Here is a 17,758-nt window from a genome sequence, read left to right on the forward strand (position 1 = left end):
TCAGCGCGGCGGGTATTGCGACATGACTTTCTGCACCGTCTCGCGGATCGCCTGCTCGCGCTCGGCCGGGCTCGGCGGGCTGGTGCGCATGATCTGCTCGCCGCTGCCGCGCCAGACCAGCTTGCCGTCCTTGCCGTCGAACAGGTCGACCTGGAGGGTGGCAACCTTGTAATTCACGGTGCGCGTCTCGGCCATCGCCGGGCCGCCCCAGTACCCTCCCCAGTAGCCGCCCCAGTAACCGCCGCCGTAGTTGGTGGTGATCTGGTCCTGGCGATCGTCGACGATCAGGTAGGCGCGCACCGTGACGTCGCCCCTGGCGTTGCCCTGGGCCGGACGCAGGCCGCGCTGGTCGAGCTGCTGGGCGACGGCTTCGCGGATGCGTTGCTCGGTGAGGTCGCTCTTGATGCGTGGGTCGTCGGGGCGGTATTCGAAGGCGGGTTGCGACCAGCTCCAGCTACGGTAGGCGGCGAAGTCGCGGGAGCTGTCGAAGTCGCGGTCGAGCTGGGTGGTTTCGCAGGCTGCGAGGCTGAGGAGCAGGCCGAGCAGCAGGATTCGGCGGATCATGGTTTTTCTCCAGTCAGAGTTCACATCCAAGCTCAGCGCCGGATGAAAGGCAAGAGGAAACGCGGGTTTGAAGCGTCTCCACAAGTAACGTTGGCGAGCACCCGCCCTATAGGGCGCGACGGGAGAATGAAATGAATCGAAGTATTGCGATCCTGCTGCTGGGCCTGTCGCTGACCGGCTGCGTCGAGGCACGCTCGGTGGTACCGGCGGATGGCCCGGGCCCGCTGCTGGTGGCCCATCGCGCCGGCACCGCGGACTACCCGGAGAATACCCTGCTGGCGATCCGCAAGGCGCTGGACAACGGCGCCGACGCGCTATGGCTGTCGGTGCAGTTGAGCGCCGATGGCCATCCGGTGCTCTATCGCCCCGCTGACCTGGCGGTCCTGACCCAGGGCGCCGGCGCGGTCGGCCAGTCGAGTCTGGCCGAGCTGGCGCGCTTGAACGCCGGCTATATGTTCAAGGCCGAGGACGGCAGCTATCCCTACCGCCAGAAGCCGCTGCGGATTCCTACGCTGCGCCAGGCGCTACGGGCGATCCCGCCGCAGGTGCCGGTGTTCCTCGACATGAAGTCGCTGCCGGTGGAGCCGCTGGTCGATGCCGTGGCCGGCGAGCTGGAACGGCAGAAGGCCTGGTCGCGGGTGCGTTTCTATTCCACCGAGAAGGCCGCCAACGACTACCTGACGCAGCGCTACGCGGACCGCGCGCGACAGTTCGAAAGCCGCGATGCGACGCGCAACCGCCTGGTCGGCCTGGCCTTCGGCGAGCGCTGCGAGGCACCGCCGGCCGGCGGCACCTGGATGGGCATCGAGCTGCGCCGCGAACTGACGGTGACCGAGCGCTTCACCCTTGGTGAGTCCTCCTACAAGGTGCCGGCGGCGCAGTTGTGGACGCGCAAAGCGATGGACTGCGTGCGCCGCGAGCCGGTGAAGGTGGTGATGTTCGGCATCGAGACCGCCGAGGACTACCGCACCGCGCGCGCCCTGGGCGCCGACGCGGTGATGAGCAACTCGCCCAGGAAGATGGAGGCGATCCGCCGCCGGGTGCTCGCCGATCAGCCCGGCGGGTAGCTCGACAGCGCCCGTTTCACCGCTTCGCGCAGGGCCTTGGCCTGTTCGCTGACGGAGTCGCCGGAGTCGAACTCGGCGCTGTTGCCCCACACCGGCTGGCCGCTGCGGGCGTCGTTCAGCTCGACGCGGACCACGGTGACCTGCACGGTGTAGCTGCGGGTCACCGGGTAGCTGGCGCCATAGCCGTACCAGGGATCGCGCCAGCCGCCGTAGTTGCCGTAGTAGCCGCCGTAGTAGTCGGTGACCTGGCGGGTGCGCAGTTCGTTGCGCAGGAACGCGCTGACCTGCAGGTCGGCCGCGCTGCCCGGCCGCGCCGGGCGCAGGCCGCGCTGGTCGAGCTGCTGGCTGACGGCGTCGCGCAACTGGTTGTCGTCCAGGCCCTGGGGAAAGCCGCTGACCCCGGCGGCGGCCCAGCTCCAGCTACGGTAGCGGGCGTAGTCGCGCGGCGCCGCCGGGTAGGTGCCGGGATCGAGGCCGGGATTGGCCGCGGCGGCCGGCTGCGGCGGGTAGGGCAGGGAGCTGGCGCGGTAGGGATTGTCGCCCTGGCAGGCGCCGAGGGCGGCCAGGCTGGCGAGTAACGGCAGGATCAACAGTCGCGATTGCATGCTCGACGCTCCGTGGCCGCGCTACGTCGGCGGCCCTTGCAGGCTCAGACTGCATTCTGCGCCTTTCATTGCGGGCGGCACAGCCAGTGCAGGTAGCGGCCAAGCCCGGCAAAGGCCGGGTGGCGGCGGTAGGCCAGTTCCATTTCCACCAGGTCGAGCCGTTCGGCCTTGGCCTGGAACTCGCTCGGCATGTAGTCGTGGAACACGCGCACGCCGCTGCGCGCCTCGATGCGCCAACGCGCTGCCAGCGCCTGTTCCAGCTCGCGCGGGTCGAGCGGGCGCTGCGGGGTCAGGCTCTGCCCCTCGCCGGCGAAGCGCTCCTTGCGCAGCTTGCGGAAGTGGCCCTTGAGCAGGTTGCGGTAGATCAGCGCGTCGCGGTTGTAGAAGGCCAGCGACAGCCAGCCGCCGGGTGCGCAGAGTTGGTGCAGCACCGGCAGGATCGCATGGGGTTCGGCCAGCCACTCGAGCACGGCGTGGCAGAGCACCAGGTCGTAGGGCTCGGTGAGCTGGCCGAGCAGTTCCTGCCAGGGCGCCTGGATGAATTCGGCGGCCTGCCCGGCTTCGGCGAAGCGCTGGCGGGCGCCGTCGAGCATGGGTTGCGCTGGCTCGGCGAGGGTTACGCGGTGGCCGCGAGCGGCCAGCCAGAGCGACATGTGGCCGAGCCCGGCGCCGATGTCGAGGACCCGCAGAGGTCGCTCCGGGAGGGCCTCGGCGAGGTCGGCCTGGAGTACCGCGAGGCGGATCGCACCCTTGGCGCCGCCGTAGATCTTTTCGGCGAAGCGCGTCGCCAGTTCGTCGAAGTGGCGGTCGCTCATGGCAGGAAGCGCCGTTCGCAGTCGGCCAGCTTGGCGCGCACTACCTGTTCCAGGTCGAGGCCGGTTTCCCCGCAGAACAGCAGCAGATAAAGGACGATGTCGCCAACTTCCTGGCCAGCGTGTTCGAGCTGCTCGGCCGACAGCGTGCGCGACTGGTCTTCCGTCAGCCACTGGAAGATCTCCACCAGTTCGGCCATCTCGACGCTGGCGGCCATGGCCAGGTTCTTCGGGCTGTGGAATTGGCGCCAGTCGTTGCGGTCGCGGATGGCGTGCAGGCGCGCGGTGAGTTCGTGCAGGTCCATGGGGGATTCTTCGCGGTGGCGGTAAGCAGCCGCATAGCTTCGGGCTTTGCGCCCGAAGCTTCAAGGCATGGCGGACCGGCGTCAGCCCTGTAGCCGGCTCCAATGCCCGGCCATGTGCGGCAGGTCGTCCTTGCCGCGCAGGCTGAACTGGCCGTCCGCCGCCGCCGCGCTGGCCAGGAGGGTGAGGCTGGCCGGCAGCAGCACCGGCTTCTGGAAGCGCACCTCGACCCGATAGCCCGAGGCCGGCAGCCGCTCGCCGAGGGCGGCCAGGCTGCGAGCCTTGTTCCACAGGCCGTGGGCGATGGCGCGGGGAAAGCCGAACAGCTTGGCGCTGGGCGCCGACAGGTGGATCGGGTTGTAGTCGCCGGCGGCACGGGCATAGCGCCGGCCGATGTCGGCGGGCGCCTTCCAGTTGTCGGCCGGCTCCAGCGGCAGCGGCTCCTGCTCGGCTTTCGGCGGAATCTCGCCGGGCAGCTTGACGCCGCGGCAGAGCACCTTGCTGTCGCCGACCCAGAGCAGGCCAAGCTGGTCTTCCAGGCGGGTGACGATGCTGAAGGTGGCGCCCTTGTCGTGCGGTTGCAGGTTTTCCACCGCGACGCTCACGGTGAACGGGCCGAGGCCGCCGAGCGCGCGCAGCACGTCGATGCGGTTCTCCAGGTGGACCAGACCGAGCAGCGGGAAGGGGAAGCGCTTGTCGGTGAGCAGCGCCATCTGCAGCGGGAAGGCGAGGATGTGCGGGTAGGTCGGCGGCAGCAGGCCGTCGTCGCGGAAGCCGCAGACCTGGCGGTAGCGCTCGAGGTGCTTCGGGTCCACCGTGACCTGGCTGCGCAGGCCGCGCTCGGGCAGGGCCTTGCCGCGGATGCCGCGGCGCAGTGCGGCGCGCAGGAACAGGCCGGGCAGGGCGGGTGGGGCGGGCAGGTCGAGCCAGGCGGTGGGCATTGGACATCTCCTCGAAATAGGTGGCTGTCAGCTTAGTCGAGCACCCGCAGCAGGCATTGGCCGCCTGGCCGACGCCGCTGGCAGGGCGGTCAATCGGCTCCGGAATGCGTCTGCATCGAGATTTTCGACCACGCCGGCGGCTAGTCGATCTGAGGGTTTTTCCGTCATGCGGGATGGGTTATTTCTATGGCCTCTCCTTGAGAGGGGATGGCAAAGCTGCCTAAGATGGGCCCGCCCCATGGATAACTAGAAAAAACACCATGCGTGATCTGACCGACGATGTAGCGCTGATGCGCCCGGTGATCGACGCCCTGCGCGCCAGCGGCTGCGATCCGGACCGGGTCCTGGTCCGTGTCGGGCTGCCGCCGGGTGGCCTGCCGGCCGGCCGTTTCCCCCATTCCGCACAGAACCTGTTCTGGAAGGCCGCCGCCGACGAGTGCGGCGAAGAGCATGTCGGCCTGCACCTGGCCGAGCACCTGCCGGCGTTCCACGGCCTGCTCCTGGAATACCTGTTCCTTTCCAGCGATACCTTCGGCGCCGGCCTGCGCCATTCCCTGCGCTACGTACGCCTGCTGTCCGACACCCTGCAGGCGCAACTGGAGGTGGAGGGCGAGCGCGCGGTGCTGTCGCTGGGCGAATCGCCGGCGATCAACCGTCACTTCCCGGAAATGCTCGCCGGCGCGGTGATCCGCCTGTTCGGCGCGCTCACCGAGGGCGAGTTCAAGCCGCTGGAAGTGCAACTGATGAACGAAACCGGCGCGCCGATGGAGCGCTACCGTGCGGTCTACGGCTGCCCGACGATCCTCGGCATGCCGCGCTACGCGCTGGTATTCGATGCCGCGGTGCTGGACAAACCCTCGCGCCACGCCGCCCCGGAACTGCTGCGCATGCATGAGTCGCTGGCGCGCCGGCAACTGGCCGAAGTGGAGCGCCTGGACCTGGTGCGCCAGGTCCGCGAACTGATCGGCGAGTTGCTGGTGGACGGAGGCGCCACCCTGGAGCAGGTCGCCGCGCGCCTCGGCATGCCGGCCCGACGTCTGCGCGAACGCCTGGCGATGGCCGGGGTGCGCTTCAACGACCTGGTCACCGACTACCGCTGCCGACTGGCCAAGGAACTGCTGCTGAAGACCGACGAGCGCATCGAAGTGATCGTCGAACGCACCGGGTTTTCCGAGCCGAGCACCTTCTATCGCGCGTTCAAGCGCTGGGTCGGTGAGACGCCGGTGGAGTTCCGCCGGCGCGGGCAGCAGGGGCGCGGGTAGGGCCTGTCCGAAAGGGGGCTACCGGTGTTTTCCTGGTGCAGGGCGCCTGCCCGTCGCAGGGGAGTCAGGGGCCGCCTCAGGCCCCCAGCAGGCTCTGCCCGCACACCCTCAGCACCTGGCCGCTGACCGCGCCGGACGACGGCTGGGCGAACCAGGCCACCGTTTCGGCGACGTCCTGCGGCAGGCCGCCCTGGCTCATGGAGTTCATCCGCCGGCCGGCCTCGCGGATGGTCAGCGGAATGGCGGCGGTCATCTGCGTCTCGATGAACCCCGGCGCCACCGCGTTGATGGTGATGCCGCGCTTGCCCAGCGCCGGCGCCCAGGCCTGGGCCAGGCCGATCAGGCCGGCCTTGCTCACCGCGTAGTTGCTCTGCCCGAGGTTGCCGGCGATGCCGCTGATCGACGCCAGCAACACCACCCGGCCGTTGTCATGCAGCTTGCCGCCGTCGAGCAGGGCCTGGGTCAGCACCTGCGGGGCATTGAGGTTGACGTTGATCACCGAGTTCCAGAAGTCGCTGCTCATCTTCGCCAGGGTCTTGTCGCGAGTGATCCCGGCGTTGTGCACGACGATATCGACGCCCTCAGGCAGCGCGTCCACCAGTTGCTGCCCGGCGTCCGCGGCGCAGATGTCGAGAGCCACGGCACGGCCGCCGAGGCGCGCGGCGAGGCCTTCGAGGGCCTCCCTGGCCGGCGGCACGTCGAGCAGCACCACTTCCGCGCCGTCGCGCGCCAGGGTTTCCGCGATGGCCGCGCCAATGCCGCGGGCGGCGCCGGTGACCAGCGCGCGCTGGCCGGCCAGCGGCTTGCTCCAGTCGTGGACCTGGGCGCTGTTGGCGGCAAGACGGATCACCTGGCCGGAGACGTAGGCGCTCTTCGGCGAGAGGAAGAAGCGCAGTGCGCCTTCCAGTTGGTCCTCGGCGCCCTTGCCGACGTACAGCAACTGCACGTTGCCGCCGCGACGGATTTCCTTGCCCAGGGAGCGGGTGAAACCTTCCAGGCTGCGTTGCACGCTGGCGGCGACCGGGTCCTTGAGAGACTCGGGGGCGCGTCCGAGGACCACCACCTTCGGGCACTTGTCGAGGCCCTTGAGCACCGGCTGGAAGAAGTCGCGCAGCGCCACCAACTGCTCGAAGCGGGTCAGGCCGCTGGCGTCGAACAGCACCGCCTTGGCCCGTGGGCTGTGCTCGGCGGTCCAGCGCGGCAGCTCGAACTGTCCCTCGACGGCGGCGAACACTGCGTCGGTCAGCTTGCCGGCGAAGGGCAGCATGGCCTCGGCCAGCGCGCCGCTCCCGCCGATCACCAGCGGGCCGTCCACCGGCCGCACCCGGCCGGCCTGCCAGCGCTCCAGGCGCAGCGGGGAGGGAAGGCCGACGGCGCCAACCAGGCGGCGGCCGACGGGGGAGTTGGCGAAGGCGATGTAACGATCGGTCATGGAACGGGCTCCCGGTGGAAAGGCTCCAAGGCTGAAGGTGGATTCCGCCGGCCAACGATGCCGAGGGAACGCGGGTAACAGTGTGGACAACTCTACGCAGCCACCTGTTCGCCGCAATTGACCGCGCTGACCGGGATAACGGCAGGGCGGCCAATGCGACGCGACCGGCTAAGGTTAGCCTGTGCGCCACTGACCGCTCAGTTAACGGGTCGAGCCTCGGCTCGGCGTAAACGATTCCAGCAAGGAGTTCTTCCATGACCCAGCTGCGCCGGGTCGCCATTGTCGGCGGCAACCGTATTCCCTTCGCCCGCTCGAACACCGTGTACGCCACGGCGAGCAACCAGGAGATGCTCACTTCCGCCCTGGAAGGCCTGGTGGAGCGCTACAACCTGCATGGCGAGCGTCTTGGCGAGGTGGTGGCCGGCGCCGTGCTGAAGCATTCGCGCGACTTCAACCTGACCCGCGAATGCGTGCTCGGTTCGCGCCTGGCCCCGGAAACCCCGGCCTACGATATCCAGCAGGCCTGCGGTACCGGCCTGGAGGCGGCGATCCTGGTGGCCAACAAGATCGCCCTCGGGCAGATCGACAGCGGCATCGCCGGCGGCGTCGACACCACTTCCGACGCGCCGATCGGGGTCAACGAGGGTCTGCGCAAGATTCTCCTCGAGGCCAACCGTGGCAAGAGCAACCTGGACAAGCTCAGGAGCCTATTGAAGATCCGCCCGCGCCACGTGGTCCCGGCCATCCCGCGCAACGGCGAGCCGCGCACCGGGCTGTCGATGGGGGAGTCCTGCGAACTGATGGCGCAGACCTGGCAGATTCCCCGCGACGAGCAGGACAGGCTGGCCTTCGAGAGCCACCACAAGCTGGCCGCGGCCTATGAGGAAGGCTGGCAGAACGACCTGATGACGCCGTTCCGCGGCCTGACCCGCGACCAGAACCTGCGCCCGGATATCGACCTGGAGAAGATCGGCACCCTCAAGCCGGTGTTCGAGCGCGGCTCGCGCGGCACCCTCACGGCGGCCAACTCGACGCCGCTGACCGACGGCGCCTCGGTGGTACTGCTGGCCAGCGAGGAGTGGGCGAAGGCGCGCGGCCTGCCGATCCTGGCCTACTTCAAGGACGGCGAGGCGGCGGCGGTGAACTTCGTCGATCGCCAGGAGGGCCTGCTGATGGCGCCGGTCTACGCGGTGCCGCGGCTGCTGGCACGCAACGGCCTGAGCCTGCAGGACTTCGACTACTACGAGATCCACGAGGCCTTCGCCGCCCAGGTGCTCTGCACCCTGAAGGCCTGGGAAGACCCCGAGTACTGCAAGACCCGTCTCGGCCTCGACCAGCCGCTGGGCTCCATCGACCGCAGCAAGCTCAACGTCAAGGGCAGCTCGCTGGCCGCCGGCCACCCGTTCGCCGCCACGGGAGGACGGATCGTCGCCAACCTGGCCAAGCTGCTCTCGGTGGCGGAGCAGGGACGCGGGCTGATTTCCATCTGCGCCGCCGGTGGGCAGGGTGTGACCGCGATCATCGAGCGGTAATCCAATAGGGCGAGCGGCCTTGTCGCTCGACGATGTAAGCAACTCCGTGACTTGGGCGGTGCCGTGCGAACGGGACCGCCTTTTTTTTGCCGGTGCCCTACGGTTCGGGTTCGTGGCGGCGATGAAGGTACGGATCCCGACGCCTGCCGGATAACCCCGGCGAAGGGCTCACGCCGCACATCCGCCATTGCCGTCCTGCCCCCGCAGGCTTGCCGGCTGGCGGTCGGCGAAGGGGGTGGAGAGGATCATCGAGGTCTTGCTGATGCCGAACTTCATCAGCCGGTCGATCAGGTCCTGCAGCTCCGGCATCGAAGCCACGGCGGCCTTCATCAGCACGCAGGCGTCGCCGGTGATCCGGTGGCAGAGGGTCAGTTGGGGGATCCGGGCCAGTTCGTCGAGCACCGACTGGCAATCCTTCTCGGTGATCCGCAGTTCGATCACGCACTCGATGGGCAGGCCGAGCTTGGCCAGGTTCACCGAGGCGTGGTAGCCGGTAATCACCCCTTCGGCCTCCAGCTTGGCCACCCGGTCGGCCACCGCCGGGGGCGACAGGTTGATGCGCCGGGCCAGTTCGGCGAAGGTCAGGCGGCCGTTGTCGATCAGGGCGGCGAGGAGCGCACGGTCGTATTTGTCCATGATGGGTCCCGGTTGTCGAATCGACGGAAAGCATGGCCGATTTCCATGGAAAGAAAAGTGTTACGTCCCGATAACCAGCGGCTGTGTCTTAACCGGCGGGTAGCGACCTCATAAAATGAAGTCTTTCTCCCGCCTGCCCTGTCGAGTGCTTTCCATGCCTGCCCGTCGCATTCCGCTGTTGCTTTTCGGTGCGTTCTTCGCCCTGTACTTCATCTGGGGCTCCACTTACCTGGCGATCCGCTTCGGCGTCGAGTCCTGGCCACCGATGCTGATGGCCGGGGTGCGCTTCGTCATCGCCGGCGGCCTGATGTTCGCCTGGTTGCGCTGGCGCGGCGCGCCGCTGCCGACCTGGCGCGAGTGGCGCGGCGCGGGGATCGTCGGAATCCTCCTGCTCAGTTGCGGCAACGGCGGGGTGACGGTGGCCGAGCACTGGGGCGTGTCTTCCGGGGTGGCGGCCCTCGCGGTGGCTACGGTGCCGCTGTTCACTCTGCTGTTCAGCCAGTTGTTCGGCCAGCGCAACACCACCCTGGAATGGGGCGGCATCGTGCTCGGGCTGTTCGGCATCGTCCTGCTCAACCTCGGTTCGAACCTCCAGGCCAGCCCTGCCGGCGCCGGCCTGATCCTGTTCGCCGCCGCGTCCTGGGCCTTCGGCTCGGTGTGGAGCCGGCGCCTGTCGCTGCCGGCCGGACCGATGGCCAGCGCCGCGGAAATGCTGGTCGGCGGCGCGGTGCTGCTGGTCGGCAGTCTGGCCAGCGGTGAGCGCCTGGAGCATTGGCCGAGCACCAGCGGCTGGCTGGCGCTGGTGTACCTGATCCTGTTCGGCTCGATCATCGCCTTCAGCGCCTACCAGTACCTGCTGCGCAACGTACGGCCGGCGGCGGCCACCAGCTATGCCTACGTCAATCCGGCGGTGGCGGTGTTGCTCGGCACCCTGTTCGCCGGCGAGCGGATCGGCGGTATCGAGGGGCTGGCGATGCTGGTGATCATCAGCGCCGTGGTGCTCATCGGCCTGCCCCAGTGGCGCGCCAGCCGCGCCGCCGCCTGAATGCCTTAAGCGATCCCTAAGGAGGGCTGCGCCATGCTGCGGCGCAGCGCCCGGATGGGCCGGGCTGACGGGGGTACGAAGATGAAAGCGCTGGTCATCGGTGTGGTCCTGGTGTTCCTTGGCGGTTGCGCCAGTCACGTGAGCCCCGGCGGCAAGGCCATCGAGTCGCCGATCAAGGAGTATTTCGGCCAGGACCCCATCGAGCGCCGGGCCTTCGGCGAGAGCGAGAACGGCGCCGAGGCCGAGGATTCGCCACTGCGTTTCCGCCTGACGCCCTGAACGGTCGCCCCGGGCGCCTGACCGGGCGTGCAGAAGTCGTCTCCAGCGTCTTCAATACGGAGTGACGGTCGCCGCCAGGCGGCCCCGTAGCGAAGGCCGGAGGGGCGATGGAGAGCATGCTGGACAGGCCCGAGCAGGAACTCGTGCTGGTGGTGGACGACACCCCGGACAACCTGCTGCTGATGCGCGAGCTGCTCGAGGAGCAGTACCGCGTGCGCACCGCCGGCAGCGGCCCGGCCGGGCTGCGGGCGGCCGTCGAAGAGCCGCGCCCGGACCTGATCCTGCTCGACGTGAACATGCCGGGCATGGACGGCTACGAGGTCTGCCGACGGCTCAAGGCCGATCCGCTGACCCGCGACATCCCGTTGATGTTTCTCACTGCCCGCGCCGATCGCGACGACGAGCAACAGGGCCTGGCCCTGGGCGCGGTGGATTACCTGGGCAAGCCGGTGAGCCCGCCGATCGTCCTGGCGCGGGTGCGCACCCACCTGCAACTGAAGGCCAATGCCGATTTCCTGCGCGACAAGAGCGAATACCTGGAACTCGAAGTGCGCCGTCGCACGCGCCAGCTGCAACAGTTGCAGGACGCCGTCATCGAAGCCCTGGCAACCCTTGGCGATCTTCGCGACAACCCGCGCAGCCGCCATCTTCCGCGTATCGAGCGCTATGTCAGGCTGCTCGCCGAGCACCTGGCGGCGCAGCGGGCGTTCGCCGACGAGCTGACTCCGGAGGCTGTCGACCTGCTGAGCAAGTCGGCGCTGTTGCATGACATCGGCAAGGTCGCGGTGCCCGACCGGGTCCTGCTCAACCCCGGGCAACTGGACGCCGCCGACACCGCCCTGCTACAGGGCCATACCCGCGCCGGACGCGACGCCCTGGCCAGCGCCGAGCGGCGGCTCGGCCAGCCTTCCGGGTTCCTCCGCTTCGCCCGGCAGATCGCCTACAGCCATCACGAACGCTGGGATGGCCGGGGCTTTCCGGAGGGCCTGGCGGGCGAGCGGATTCCCCTGGCGGCGCGGATCGTCGCCCTGGCCGACCGCTACGATGAACTGACCAGCCGGCACGCCTACCGGCCGCCGCTGGCACACGCCGAGGCGGTGCTGTTGATCCAGGCCGGCGCCGACAGTGAATTCGACCCACGGCTGGTGGAGGCCTTCGTCGCCGTGGCCGACGCTTTCGCCGAGGTTGCCCAGCGCTACGCCGACAGCGCCGAGGCGCTGGACGTGGAGATGCAGCGGCTGGAACAGGCGGTGGCGGAAAGCATCGAACTCACCGCGCCACCAGCCTAGTACGCCGATCGGTGCGCAGTCCGGCGGAAAGCCGGCGCGTCCGGCTGTGCTCGGCACGGCGTTTGCCGTATAACGTCAGACCCTTTGCCTTCCACATTGGCCCCGAGGAACCGCGTAGCACCGATGAAGACACCCAGACGCCTGGAACCGTTGATCGAAGACGGTCTGATCGACGAGGTCGTGCGCCCGCTGATGAGCGGCAAGGAAGCCTCGGTCTATGTGGTGCGTTGCGGCGACAGCCTGCGTTGCGCCAAGGTCTACAAGGAGGCCAACAAGCGCAGCTTCCGCCAGGCCGCCGAGTACCAGGAGGGCCGCAAGGTCCGCAACAGCCGCCAGGCGCGGGCCATGGCCAAGGGCTCGAAGTATGGCCGCCGCGAACAGGAGGAAGCCTGGCAGAATGCCGAAGTGGCGGCCCTGTTCCGTCTCGCCGGGGCCGGTGTGCGGGTGCCGAAGCCCTATGATTTCCTCGATGGCGTGTTGCTGATGGAACTGGTGGCGGACGCCGACGGCGATGCTGCGCCGCGTCTCAACGACGTGACGCTGGAGCCCGACGAGGCACGGCGCCACCACGCTTTCCTGATCCGCCAGATCGTTGCCATGCTCTGCGCCGGCCTGGTGCACGGCGACCTCTCCGAGTTCAACGTCCTGCTCGGTCCGGATGGCCCGGTGATCATCGACTTGCCGCAGGCGGTCGACGCGGCCGGCAACAACCATGCGTTCAGCATGCTCGAACGCGACGTCGGCAACATGGCCGCCTACTTCGGCCGCTTCGCCCCGGAACTCAGGCAGACCCGCTATGCCAAGGAAATGTGGGCGCTCTACGAAGCCGGCGAGCTGACAGCGGAAACCCCGCTCAGCGGCACCTTCGTCGAAGCCGAAGAGGCCGCCGACGTGCGCGCGGTGCTCCGCGAGATCGAGGCCGCGCAGCGCGAGGAGGCGCGTCGCCAGGCGCTGCGCCAGGCCGACGACGCGCCGCGTGGCGAGCGCGAGGAACCGCCGCCGCCCTGGTTGCAGTGAGCGGCTGGCGGATGTTTTTTCCCGCCAACTGTATCGCGACCCTTGCGCACGCAACTGCTAGCGTGGCCTGAAGTTTTCCGGAGGCCGCCATGCCTGTTGCACATATCCTGCTCGCCCTGCTGGTGACCCTGATCTGGGGTCTGAACTTCGTCGTTATCAAGGTCGGCCTCGGCGACTTCCCGCCGCTACTGTTCTGCGCCCTGCGCTTCGCCCTGGCGGCGCTGCCGCTGCTGGTCCTGCGCGGGCCGATGCCGGCGCCGTTCGGACGCATCCTGCTGATCGGCGTGCTCCTCGGAGTGGTCAAGTTCGGCCTGCTGTTCGTCGGCATGGCCCAGGGCATGCCGGCCGGGCTGTCGTCGCTGGTGCTGCAGAGCCAGGTATTCTTCACCATCCTCATCGCCGCCCTGTGGCTGGGCGAGCGGCCGTCGCCGCGCGGGTTGTTCGGCCTCCTGCTGGCGGCGGCGGGGCTGGTCCTGATCGGCCTGGAGCGGCCGCTGGGAGACAGCCTGCTGGCATTCCTGCTGGTGGTCGCCGCGGCGCTGGCCTGGTCCTTCGCCAACATCGCCACCAAGCGTTCCGGGGCCACCGACATGCTGCGCCTGATCTGCTGGGTCAGCCTGGTCCCGCCTTTGCCGCTGCTGGCGCTTTCCTATCTATTCGAAGGTCCGCACGCCATCGAGCGCGCAGTGCTGAACATGAGCTGGGGCGGCTTCGGCGCGCTGCTCTACATCGCCTTCGGCGCGACCACGGTGGGCTTCGCCATCTGGAGTTTCCTCCTGCGCCACTACCCGGCCAGCCTGGTGACGCCGTTCGCCCTGGCGGTGCCGGTGTCGGGCATGCTCGCCGGCTGGCTGCTGCTCGGCGAACGCCTCGACCTGGACAGCCTGCTGGCCTGCGCGCTGGTGTTCGTCGGGCTGGCCATCACCCTGTTGCCGGCCAGCCTGCTGCGACGCTTCGCCTGGCCGGTGCGGCGGGTGGGATGAAAACGGCGGAAGACATCCTCGCGCTGATCGCCGCCGATTCCTCGCGCCTGCATCTGCTCCGCGTGCTGCGCGAGGTCGGCCCGGAGGGCGCCTGGATCGGCGCCGGCTTCGTGCGCAACGCGGTATGGGACCATCTGCATGGCTACGGCGAAGCCACGCCGCTGGCGGACATCGACGTACTTCATTTCGCCCCGCGGGCCCTCGACCCGCAGGCCGACGCCGACTTCGAGGCCGCGTTGCGCCGTCGCTGCGAGGCGCCCTGGTCGGTGAAGAACCAGGCGCGCATGCACCTGCGCAACGGCGACCGGCCCTACCGGGATTGCGCCGATGCGCTGTGCCACTGGGCGGAAACGTGCACGGCGGTGGCGCTGCGGCTCGTCGGCGAACGCCTGGAGCTACTGGCACCGCTGGGCGTCGACGACCTGCTGGCGCTGAAGGTGCGGCCCACCGCGCATTTCGCCGGCAAGCCGGAGGTCTACCGGCGGCGCCTGCGGGAGAAGAACTGGACGGCGCGCTGGCCACTGCTGGATATCAGTGGCAGCAGCCAGACGCCAGGTCCTTGAGGATCGGGCAGTCGGGGCGGTGGTCGCCCTGGCAGTGCTCGACCAGGTCCTGCAGGGTGTCGCGCAGGGTGCTGAGCTCCTCGATCTTGCGATTCAGCTCGCGCACGTGCTGCGCCGCCAGGGCCTTGACGTCGGCACTGGCACGCTGGCGATCCTGCCAGAGGGTGAGCAGCTTGCCGACTTCGTCGAGGGAGAAACCGAGGTCCCGCGAACGGCGGATGAACGCCAGGGTATGCAGGTCGTTCTCGTTGTAGTGGCGGTAGCCGCTGGCGCTGCGTCCGGCTGGGCGGAGCAGCTCGATGGACTCGTAGTAACGGATCATCTTCGGCGTCAGTCCGCTTTTCTTCGCCGCTTCACCGATGTTCATCCGGGTCTCCTGGGAGGTTGCGAAGCCGCTAGCCTATCCCTTTCCCGGCCAATGCGCAGGCTATCAGATATGTGACCGCCCGCTGTCCGGACCTCTGGCCGGCGGCCGCGTCGCGTCCGGCTGGGTCTTCGGCAGGAACACCTGTACTTCCAGCCCTTTGCCCTCCAGTCCCTTGCCCAGGCCGATACTGCCGAAGTGCAGTTCGACGATGCGCTTGACGATCGGCAGGCCCAGGCCGCTGCCCTCGCCGCTGCTGGTGGCGGGGCTGCGGTAGAAGCGGGTGAAGATCGCCTGCTGCTCTTCCAGGGCGACCCCGGGGCCGTTGTCGCGCACCCGCAGCACGGCGTGCTGGGCGCGATTCTCGACGCGGATCTCGACCTGGCCCCCGGCCGGTGTGTAGCGCAGGGCGTTGCCCACCAGGTTGCCGACCATCGCCTTCAGCCACAGGTCGATGCCCATCACGTGCACGGTCTCCTGGTGCAACGACAGCTCGATGTCCTTGTCGATGGCCTGGCGCGCCAGTTCGGAGAGTACGTCTTCGGCCAGGGTGGCGAGGTTGACCGGGTGGAATTGCTCCAGCAGGGCGTCGCCGTCGAGGCGGGCGAGAAGCAGGATCTGCTCCATCAAGGTGCTGATCCGCTCGACGCTGCGACTGACTTGCAGCAGGCCGCGGGCGTGGGCCTTGGGGTCTTCCGAACGCAGCGCGACCTGGGCATGGGTGCGCAGGCTGGCCAGCGGCGTGCGGATCTCATGGGCGGCGTCGCTGGTCAGTCGGCGTTCGGCCTCGAGGGCGGTGCGCAGGCGCTCCAGCAGGAGGTTGAGTTCGTCGATGAGGCCGCGGATCTCCAGCGGCACCGCCTCCACCGCGATCGGCTGCAGGTGTCGCGCGGAGCGCTGCTGGACCTCGGCCTGCACTTCGCGTAGCGGCGCCAGGCCGCGGGCAACGCCGAACCAGACCAGGCCGCCGAGCAACGGCAGCGCCAGCAGCAGCGGGAACAGCGAATAGAACAGCAGCAGGTTCATGGTGTGCTGGCGGTAGATCAGGTTTTCGCTGATCCAGATCTGGAAGCCGTCGATGTTCAGCTGGAGCACCCGCCAGTGGGTGCCCTGGGCTTCCACGGTGCTGAAGCCGGGGCCCTGGGCCGTGATCTCCGGCGGCAGGTTGAGGCTCGACAGCAGCGGCTGGCCGTCGCGCCACAGGGCGTAGCCGAGGGCGCTTTCGCGGCGCAGCAGGGGCAGGCCCTGGATCGCCTCGCGGCTGCGTTCGATGATCTCGGTGATCGAGCCGTCCTCGCTGGCCTGGTCTTCGGTGGCAAGGTCGAGCAGGCGCAGGGCGGCTTCGCCGAAGTCCACCATGTCGTCGTCGAACAGGCGGTTCACCTGCTTCAGCGAGAGGTGGTAGGTCAGCGCCGCCACGCTCAGCCAGCACAGCACGAAGCCGACCAGCAGGTTGATCAGCAGGCGCCGGCGGACGGAGGGGACGGCGGTACGCGGCATCGGAGGACTCCGGTAGGCGGTTTTCAGGGCGCCGGCTGGTCGATGCCGTAGCCGATGCCGCGGACGGTGCGGATCAACTGGTTGCCGAGCTTGCGCCGCAGGTGATGGACATGGACCTCGATGGCGTTGCTCTCGACGTCGCCGCTCCAGCCGTAGAGGCTCTGCTCCAGTTGGTTGCGCGAGAGCACCTTGCCGCTGTTCTCCAGCAGCAGGCGCAGCAGCGCGTATTCGCGCGGCGCCAGTTCCACCGCCTGGCCGGACAGGGTCACCTGGTGGGTCGCCGGGTCCAGGCGCAGCTCGCCGTGCACCAGTTGCGGCAGGGCGCGACCGGTGGTGCGGCGGGTCAGGGCGCGCACCCGTGCCTGCAGTTCGTCGAGATCGAAGGGCTTGGTCAGGTAGTCGTCGGCACCGCTGTCGAGCCCGGCGACCCGGTCGGCCACCTTGTCCCGCGCGGTGAGCAGCAGCACCGGGGTGAGCAGGCCCTGGTGACGCAGGTTGCGCAGGATGTCCAGGCCGCTGCGGCGCGGCAGGCCGATGTCGAGCACCAGCAGGTCGAACTCGTCGGTGACCAGCGCGTTCTCCGCGGCCACGCCGTCGGTCACCCATTCCACGGTATCGCCTTCCAGGCGCAGCCCGGCGCGGATGCCGTCGCCGAGCAGCAGGTCGTCCTCGGCCAGCAGTATTCTCATGGCAGCCTCGTTTCAGTGATTCCACAATTCCCACAGGCTCAGGCCGGCCTCCAGCAGGAGGATGGCGACGATCAGCCATTCGACCCGCAGTTCGCCCCGGAAGTAACGGTATTCACCGAGGCGGTCGGCGGCCAATTCGTAGAGGTCCTGCAGCACTTCGATGCGGTCGTCCAGGGTCGCCAGGCGATCGTGCACTTCGGCCTGCATGGCCAGTTCGTTGTAGAGCCGGCGCACAGCGCTGTTCAGTTGCAGCGGCGGCTTCTCCAGGTGCGACTCCAGGCGGGCGTAGGCCATGCGCCAGAGTGTAGTGCGTCGTACCTGCCGGTTCACATGTTCCTGGCGCCGCAGGGCGGCACGGCGCGGTAGCTGGGTCAGTTCGACATCGGCCTGGGCCGGCTCCCAGGCCGCCGCGGTGTCGTCTTCCAGGCGCCGCAGGTGACCTTCGTGCCAGGCGAAGACGGCCAGGCCCTCGAGCAGTTCCTGGCAGCGTTCGGGGTTGCCGATGATCAGCGCGCGGCCGGGGCGCCACAGCACCCGCTCGCCGAACGAGGGCGCTTCCAGGGGTGGCTGGCGCTCGTCCTCGCCGGCGGCCATCCAGGCTTCCAGGCGCTGACGCCAGGCGTGTCCGGTCTGCAGGCCGGCGCTGGCGAAGATCACCAGCAGTTCGTTGTCGCCGGCGGTGTCCGGCAGTTTCGCGTCTTCGCCCAGCTCGCTGCGCTGCGCCAGAAGCGCCAGCGCCGGCTGCGGATCGCGCAGGGTGGCCAGCAGCGGCAGGCCGCCGCTGTCCGCGGCGGAGCGGAAGCGTACCCGGTGCAGCAGGCAGGGCGCGCCGTTGACGGCCAGCGGTACGCTGGCCAGGGGAGCGGCGGACATCT

The 17,758-nt window shown here is 68.9% G+C and carries 20 protein-coding genes; 9 read left to right on the forward strand and 11 right to left on the reverse strand.

Going from position 1 to position 17,758, the window contains the following annotated elements:
- Entirely contained in the window at positions 1 to 564 is a 564-nt protein-coding gene (locus HMPREF2581_RS05545; protein ID WP_003095282.1) for a DUF4136 domain-containing protein, read from the reverse strand.
- A gap of 131 nt (positions 565 to 695) precedes the next feature.
- Here HMPREF2581_RS05545 and HMPREF2581_RS05550 point away from each other — a divergent pair, with 131 nt between their 5' ends.
- A complete protein-coding gene (locus tag HMPREF2581_RS05550) occupies positions 696 to 1,631 on the forward strand; it encodes a glycerophosphodiester phosphodiesterase family protein (protein WP_003102260.1) in 936 nt (311 codons plus the stop codon).
- Here the strand turns inward: HMPREF2581_RS05550 and HMPREF2581_RS05555 are convergent.
- The 4 genes from HMPREF2581_RS05555 to HMPREF2581_RS05570 form a co-directional block, all read right to left on the reverse strand.
- Positions 1,616 to 2,236, reverse strand: a complete 621-nt coding sequence (locus tag HMPREF2581_RS05555) for a DUF4136 domain-containing protein (RefSeq protein WP_004365399.1) — start codon at positions 2,234 to 2,236, stop codon at positions 1,616 to 1,618. The genes HMPREF2581_RS05550 and HMPREF2581_RS05555 overlap by 16 nt on opposite strands.
- Before the next feature lie 65 nt (positions 2,237 to 2,301).
- The gene (locus HMPREF2581_RS05560) at positions 2,302 to 3,051 is read right to left on the reverse strand and encodes a methyltransferase (protein ID WP_003111303.1); all 750 of its coding nucleotides are present in this window, start codon (positions 3,049 to 3,051) and stop codon (positions 2,302 to 2,304) included.
- On the reverse strand, positions 3,048 to 3,353 hold the full coding sequence (locus tag HMPREF2581_RS05565; protein ID WP_003102255.1) for a nucleotide pyrophosphohydrolase: 306 nt from the start codon (positions 3,351 to 3,353) through the stop codon (positions 3,048 to 3,050). The genes HMPREF2581_RS05560 and HMPREF2581_RS05565 overlap by 4 nt, the downstream gene beginning before the upstream one ends.
- 81 nt (positions 3,354 to 3,434) lie before the next feature.
- Positions 3,435 to 4,292 (reverse strand): MaoC family dehydratase, encoded by an 858-nt coding sequence (locus HMPREF2581_RS05570; protein WP_004365398.1) that lies wholly within the window; start codon positions 4,290 to 4,292, stop codon positions 3,435 to 3,437.
- A gap of 260 nt (positions 4,293 to 4,552) precedes the next feature.
- Between HMPREF2581_RS05570 and HMPREF2581_RS05575 the strand changes: the two genes are divergently transcribed.
- Complete coding sequence (locus tag HMPREF2581_RS05575; RefSeq protein WP_003095270.1) at positions 4,553 to 5,554, forward strand: AraC family transcriptional regulator; 1,002 nt, start codon at positions 4,553 to 4,555, stop codon at positions 5,552 to 5,554.
- Between the two features lie 76 nt (positions 5,555 to 5,630).
- Here the strand turns inward: HMPREF2581_RS05575 and HMPREF2581_RS05580 are convergent, their stop codons facing one another.
- Positions 5,631 to 6,986 (reverse strand): 3-oxoacyl-ACP reductase, encoded by a 1,356-nt coding sequence (locus tag HMPREF2581_RS05580; protein ID WP_004365396.1) that lies wholly within the window; start codon positions 6,984 to 6,986, stop codon positions 5,631 to 5,633.
- Positions 6,987 to 7,240: 254 nt separating this feature from the next.
- Here HMPREF2581_RS05580 and HMPREF2581_RS05585 point away from each other — a divergent pair, with 254 nt between their 5' ends.
- Positions 7,241 to 8,518: an acetyl-CoA C-acetyltransferase gene (locus HMPREF2581_RS05585; RefSeq protein ID WP_004365395.1), complete on the forward strand. Its 1,278-nt coding sequence runs from the start codon at positions 7,241 to 7,243 to the stop codon at positions 8,516 to 8,518.
- Positions 8,519 to 8,686: 168 nt separating this feature from the next.
- Here the strand turns inward: HMPREF2581_RS05585 and HMPREF2581_RS05590 are convergent, their stop codons facing one another.
- Entirely contained in the window at positions 8,687 to 9,154 is a 468-nt protein-coding gene (locus HMPREF2581_RS05590) for an Lrp/AsnC family transcriptional regulator (RefSeq protein WP_003095262.1), read from the reverse strand.
- Between the two features lie 154 nt (positions 9,155 to 9,308).
- On the opposite strand from HMPREF2581_RS05590, the gene yedA reads away from it, so the two are divergent.
- From yedA to HMPREF2581_RS05620, 6 genes are all read left to right on the forward strand, one after another.
- A complete protein-coding gene (yedA, locus tag HMPREF2581_RS05595) occupies positions 9,309 to 10,199 on the forward strand; it encodes a drug/metabolite exporter YedA (protein WP_003102245.1) in 891 nt (296 codons plus the stop codon).
- Between the two features lie 33 nt (positions 10,200 to 10,232).
- Positions 10,233 to 10,478, forward strand: a complete 246-nt coding sequence (locus HMPREF2581_RS05600) for a hypothetical protein (protein WP_003102243.1) — start codon at positions 10,233 to 10,235, stop codon at positions 10,476 to 10,478.
- A 107-nt stretch (positions 10,479 to 10,585) separates the two neighbouring features.
- Positions 10,586 to 11,767: a cyclic di-GMP phosphodiesterase gene (locus tag HMPREF2581_RS05605; RefSeq protein ID WP_003095256.1), complete on the forward strand. Its 1,182-nt coding sequence runs from the start codon at positions 10,586 to 10,588 to the stop codon at positions 11,765 to 11,767.
- 123 nt (positions 11,768 to 11,890) lie between these two features.
- The gene (locus HMPREF2581_RS05610; RefSeq protein WP_003095255.1) at positions 11,891 to 12,784 is read left to right on the forward strand and encodes a PA4780 family RIO1-like protein kinase; all 894 of its coding nucleotides are present in this window, start codon (positions 11,891 to 11,893) and stop codon (positions 12,782 to 12,784) included.
- Positions 12,785 to 12,873: 89 nt separating this feature from the next.
- Positions 12,874 to 13,767: an EamA family transporter gene (locus HMPREF2581_RS05615; protein ID WP_003135252.1), complete on the forward strand. Its 894-nt coding sequence runs from the start codon at positions 12,874 to 12,876 to the stop codon at positions 13,765 to 13,767.
- Positions 13,764 to 14,330, forward strand: coding sequence for a nucleotidyltransferase family protein (locus HMPREF2581_RS05620; protein ID WP_003102238.1), 567 nt, complete (start codon positions 13,764 to 13,766; stop codon positions 14,328 to 14,330). The genes HMPREF2581_RS05615 and HMPREF2581_RS05620 overlap by 4 nt, the downstream gene beginning before the upstream one ends.
- On the opposite strand, the gene cueR is transcribed toward HMPREF2581_RS05620, so the two are convergent.
- From cueR to HMPREF2581_RS05640, 4 genes are all read right to left on the reverse strand, one after another.
- The gene (gene cueR, locus HMPREF2581_RS05625) at positions 14,299 to 14,697 is read right to left on the reverse strand and encodes a Cu(I)-responsive transcriptional regulator (RefSeq protein WP_003095248.1); all 399 of its coding nucleotides are present in this window, start codon (positions 14,695 to 14,697) and stop codon (positions 14,299 to 14,301) included. The genes HMPREF2581_RS05620 and cueR overlap by 32 nt on opposite strands.
- A gap of 63 nt (positions 14,698 to 14,760) precedes the next feature.
- Positions 14,761 to 16,194, reverse strand: a complete 1,434-nt coding sequence (pmrB, locus tag HMPREF2581_RS05630; RefSeq protein WP_003111296.1) for a two-component system sensor histidine kinase PmrB — start codon at positions 16,192 to 16,194, stop codon at positions 14,761 to 14,763.
- Between the two features lie 23 nt (positions 16,195 to 16,217).
- Positions 16,218 to 16,883: a two-component system response regulator PrmA gene (pmrA, locus tag HMPREF2581_RS05635; protein WP_003102236.1), complete on the reverse strand. Its 666-nt coding sequence runs from the start codon at positions 16,881 to 16,883 to the stop codon at positions 16,218 to 16,220.
- 12 nt (positions 16,884 to 16,895) lie between these two features.
- Positions 16,896 to 17,756 carry an RMD1 family protein gene (locus HMPREF2581_RS05640; protein ID WP_004365394.1) on the reverse strand — a complete coding sequence of 287 codons (861 nt, stop codon included), beginning with the start codon at positions 17,754 to 17,756 and terminating at the stop codon, positions 16,896 to 16,898.
- Between the last annotated feature and the right edge of the window lie 2 nt (positions 17,757 to 17,758).

The sequence above is a fragment of the Pseudomonas sp. HMSC057H01 genome, from assembly GCF_001836405.1.
Lineage (GTDB): Bacteria > Pseudomonadota > Gammaproteobacteria > Pseudomonadales > Pseudomonadaceae > Pseudomonas > Pseudomonas aeruginosa.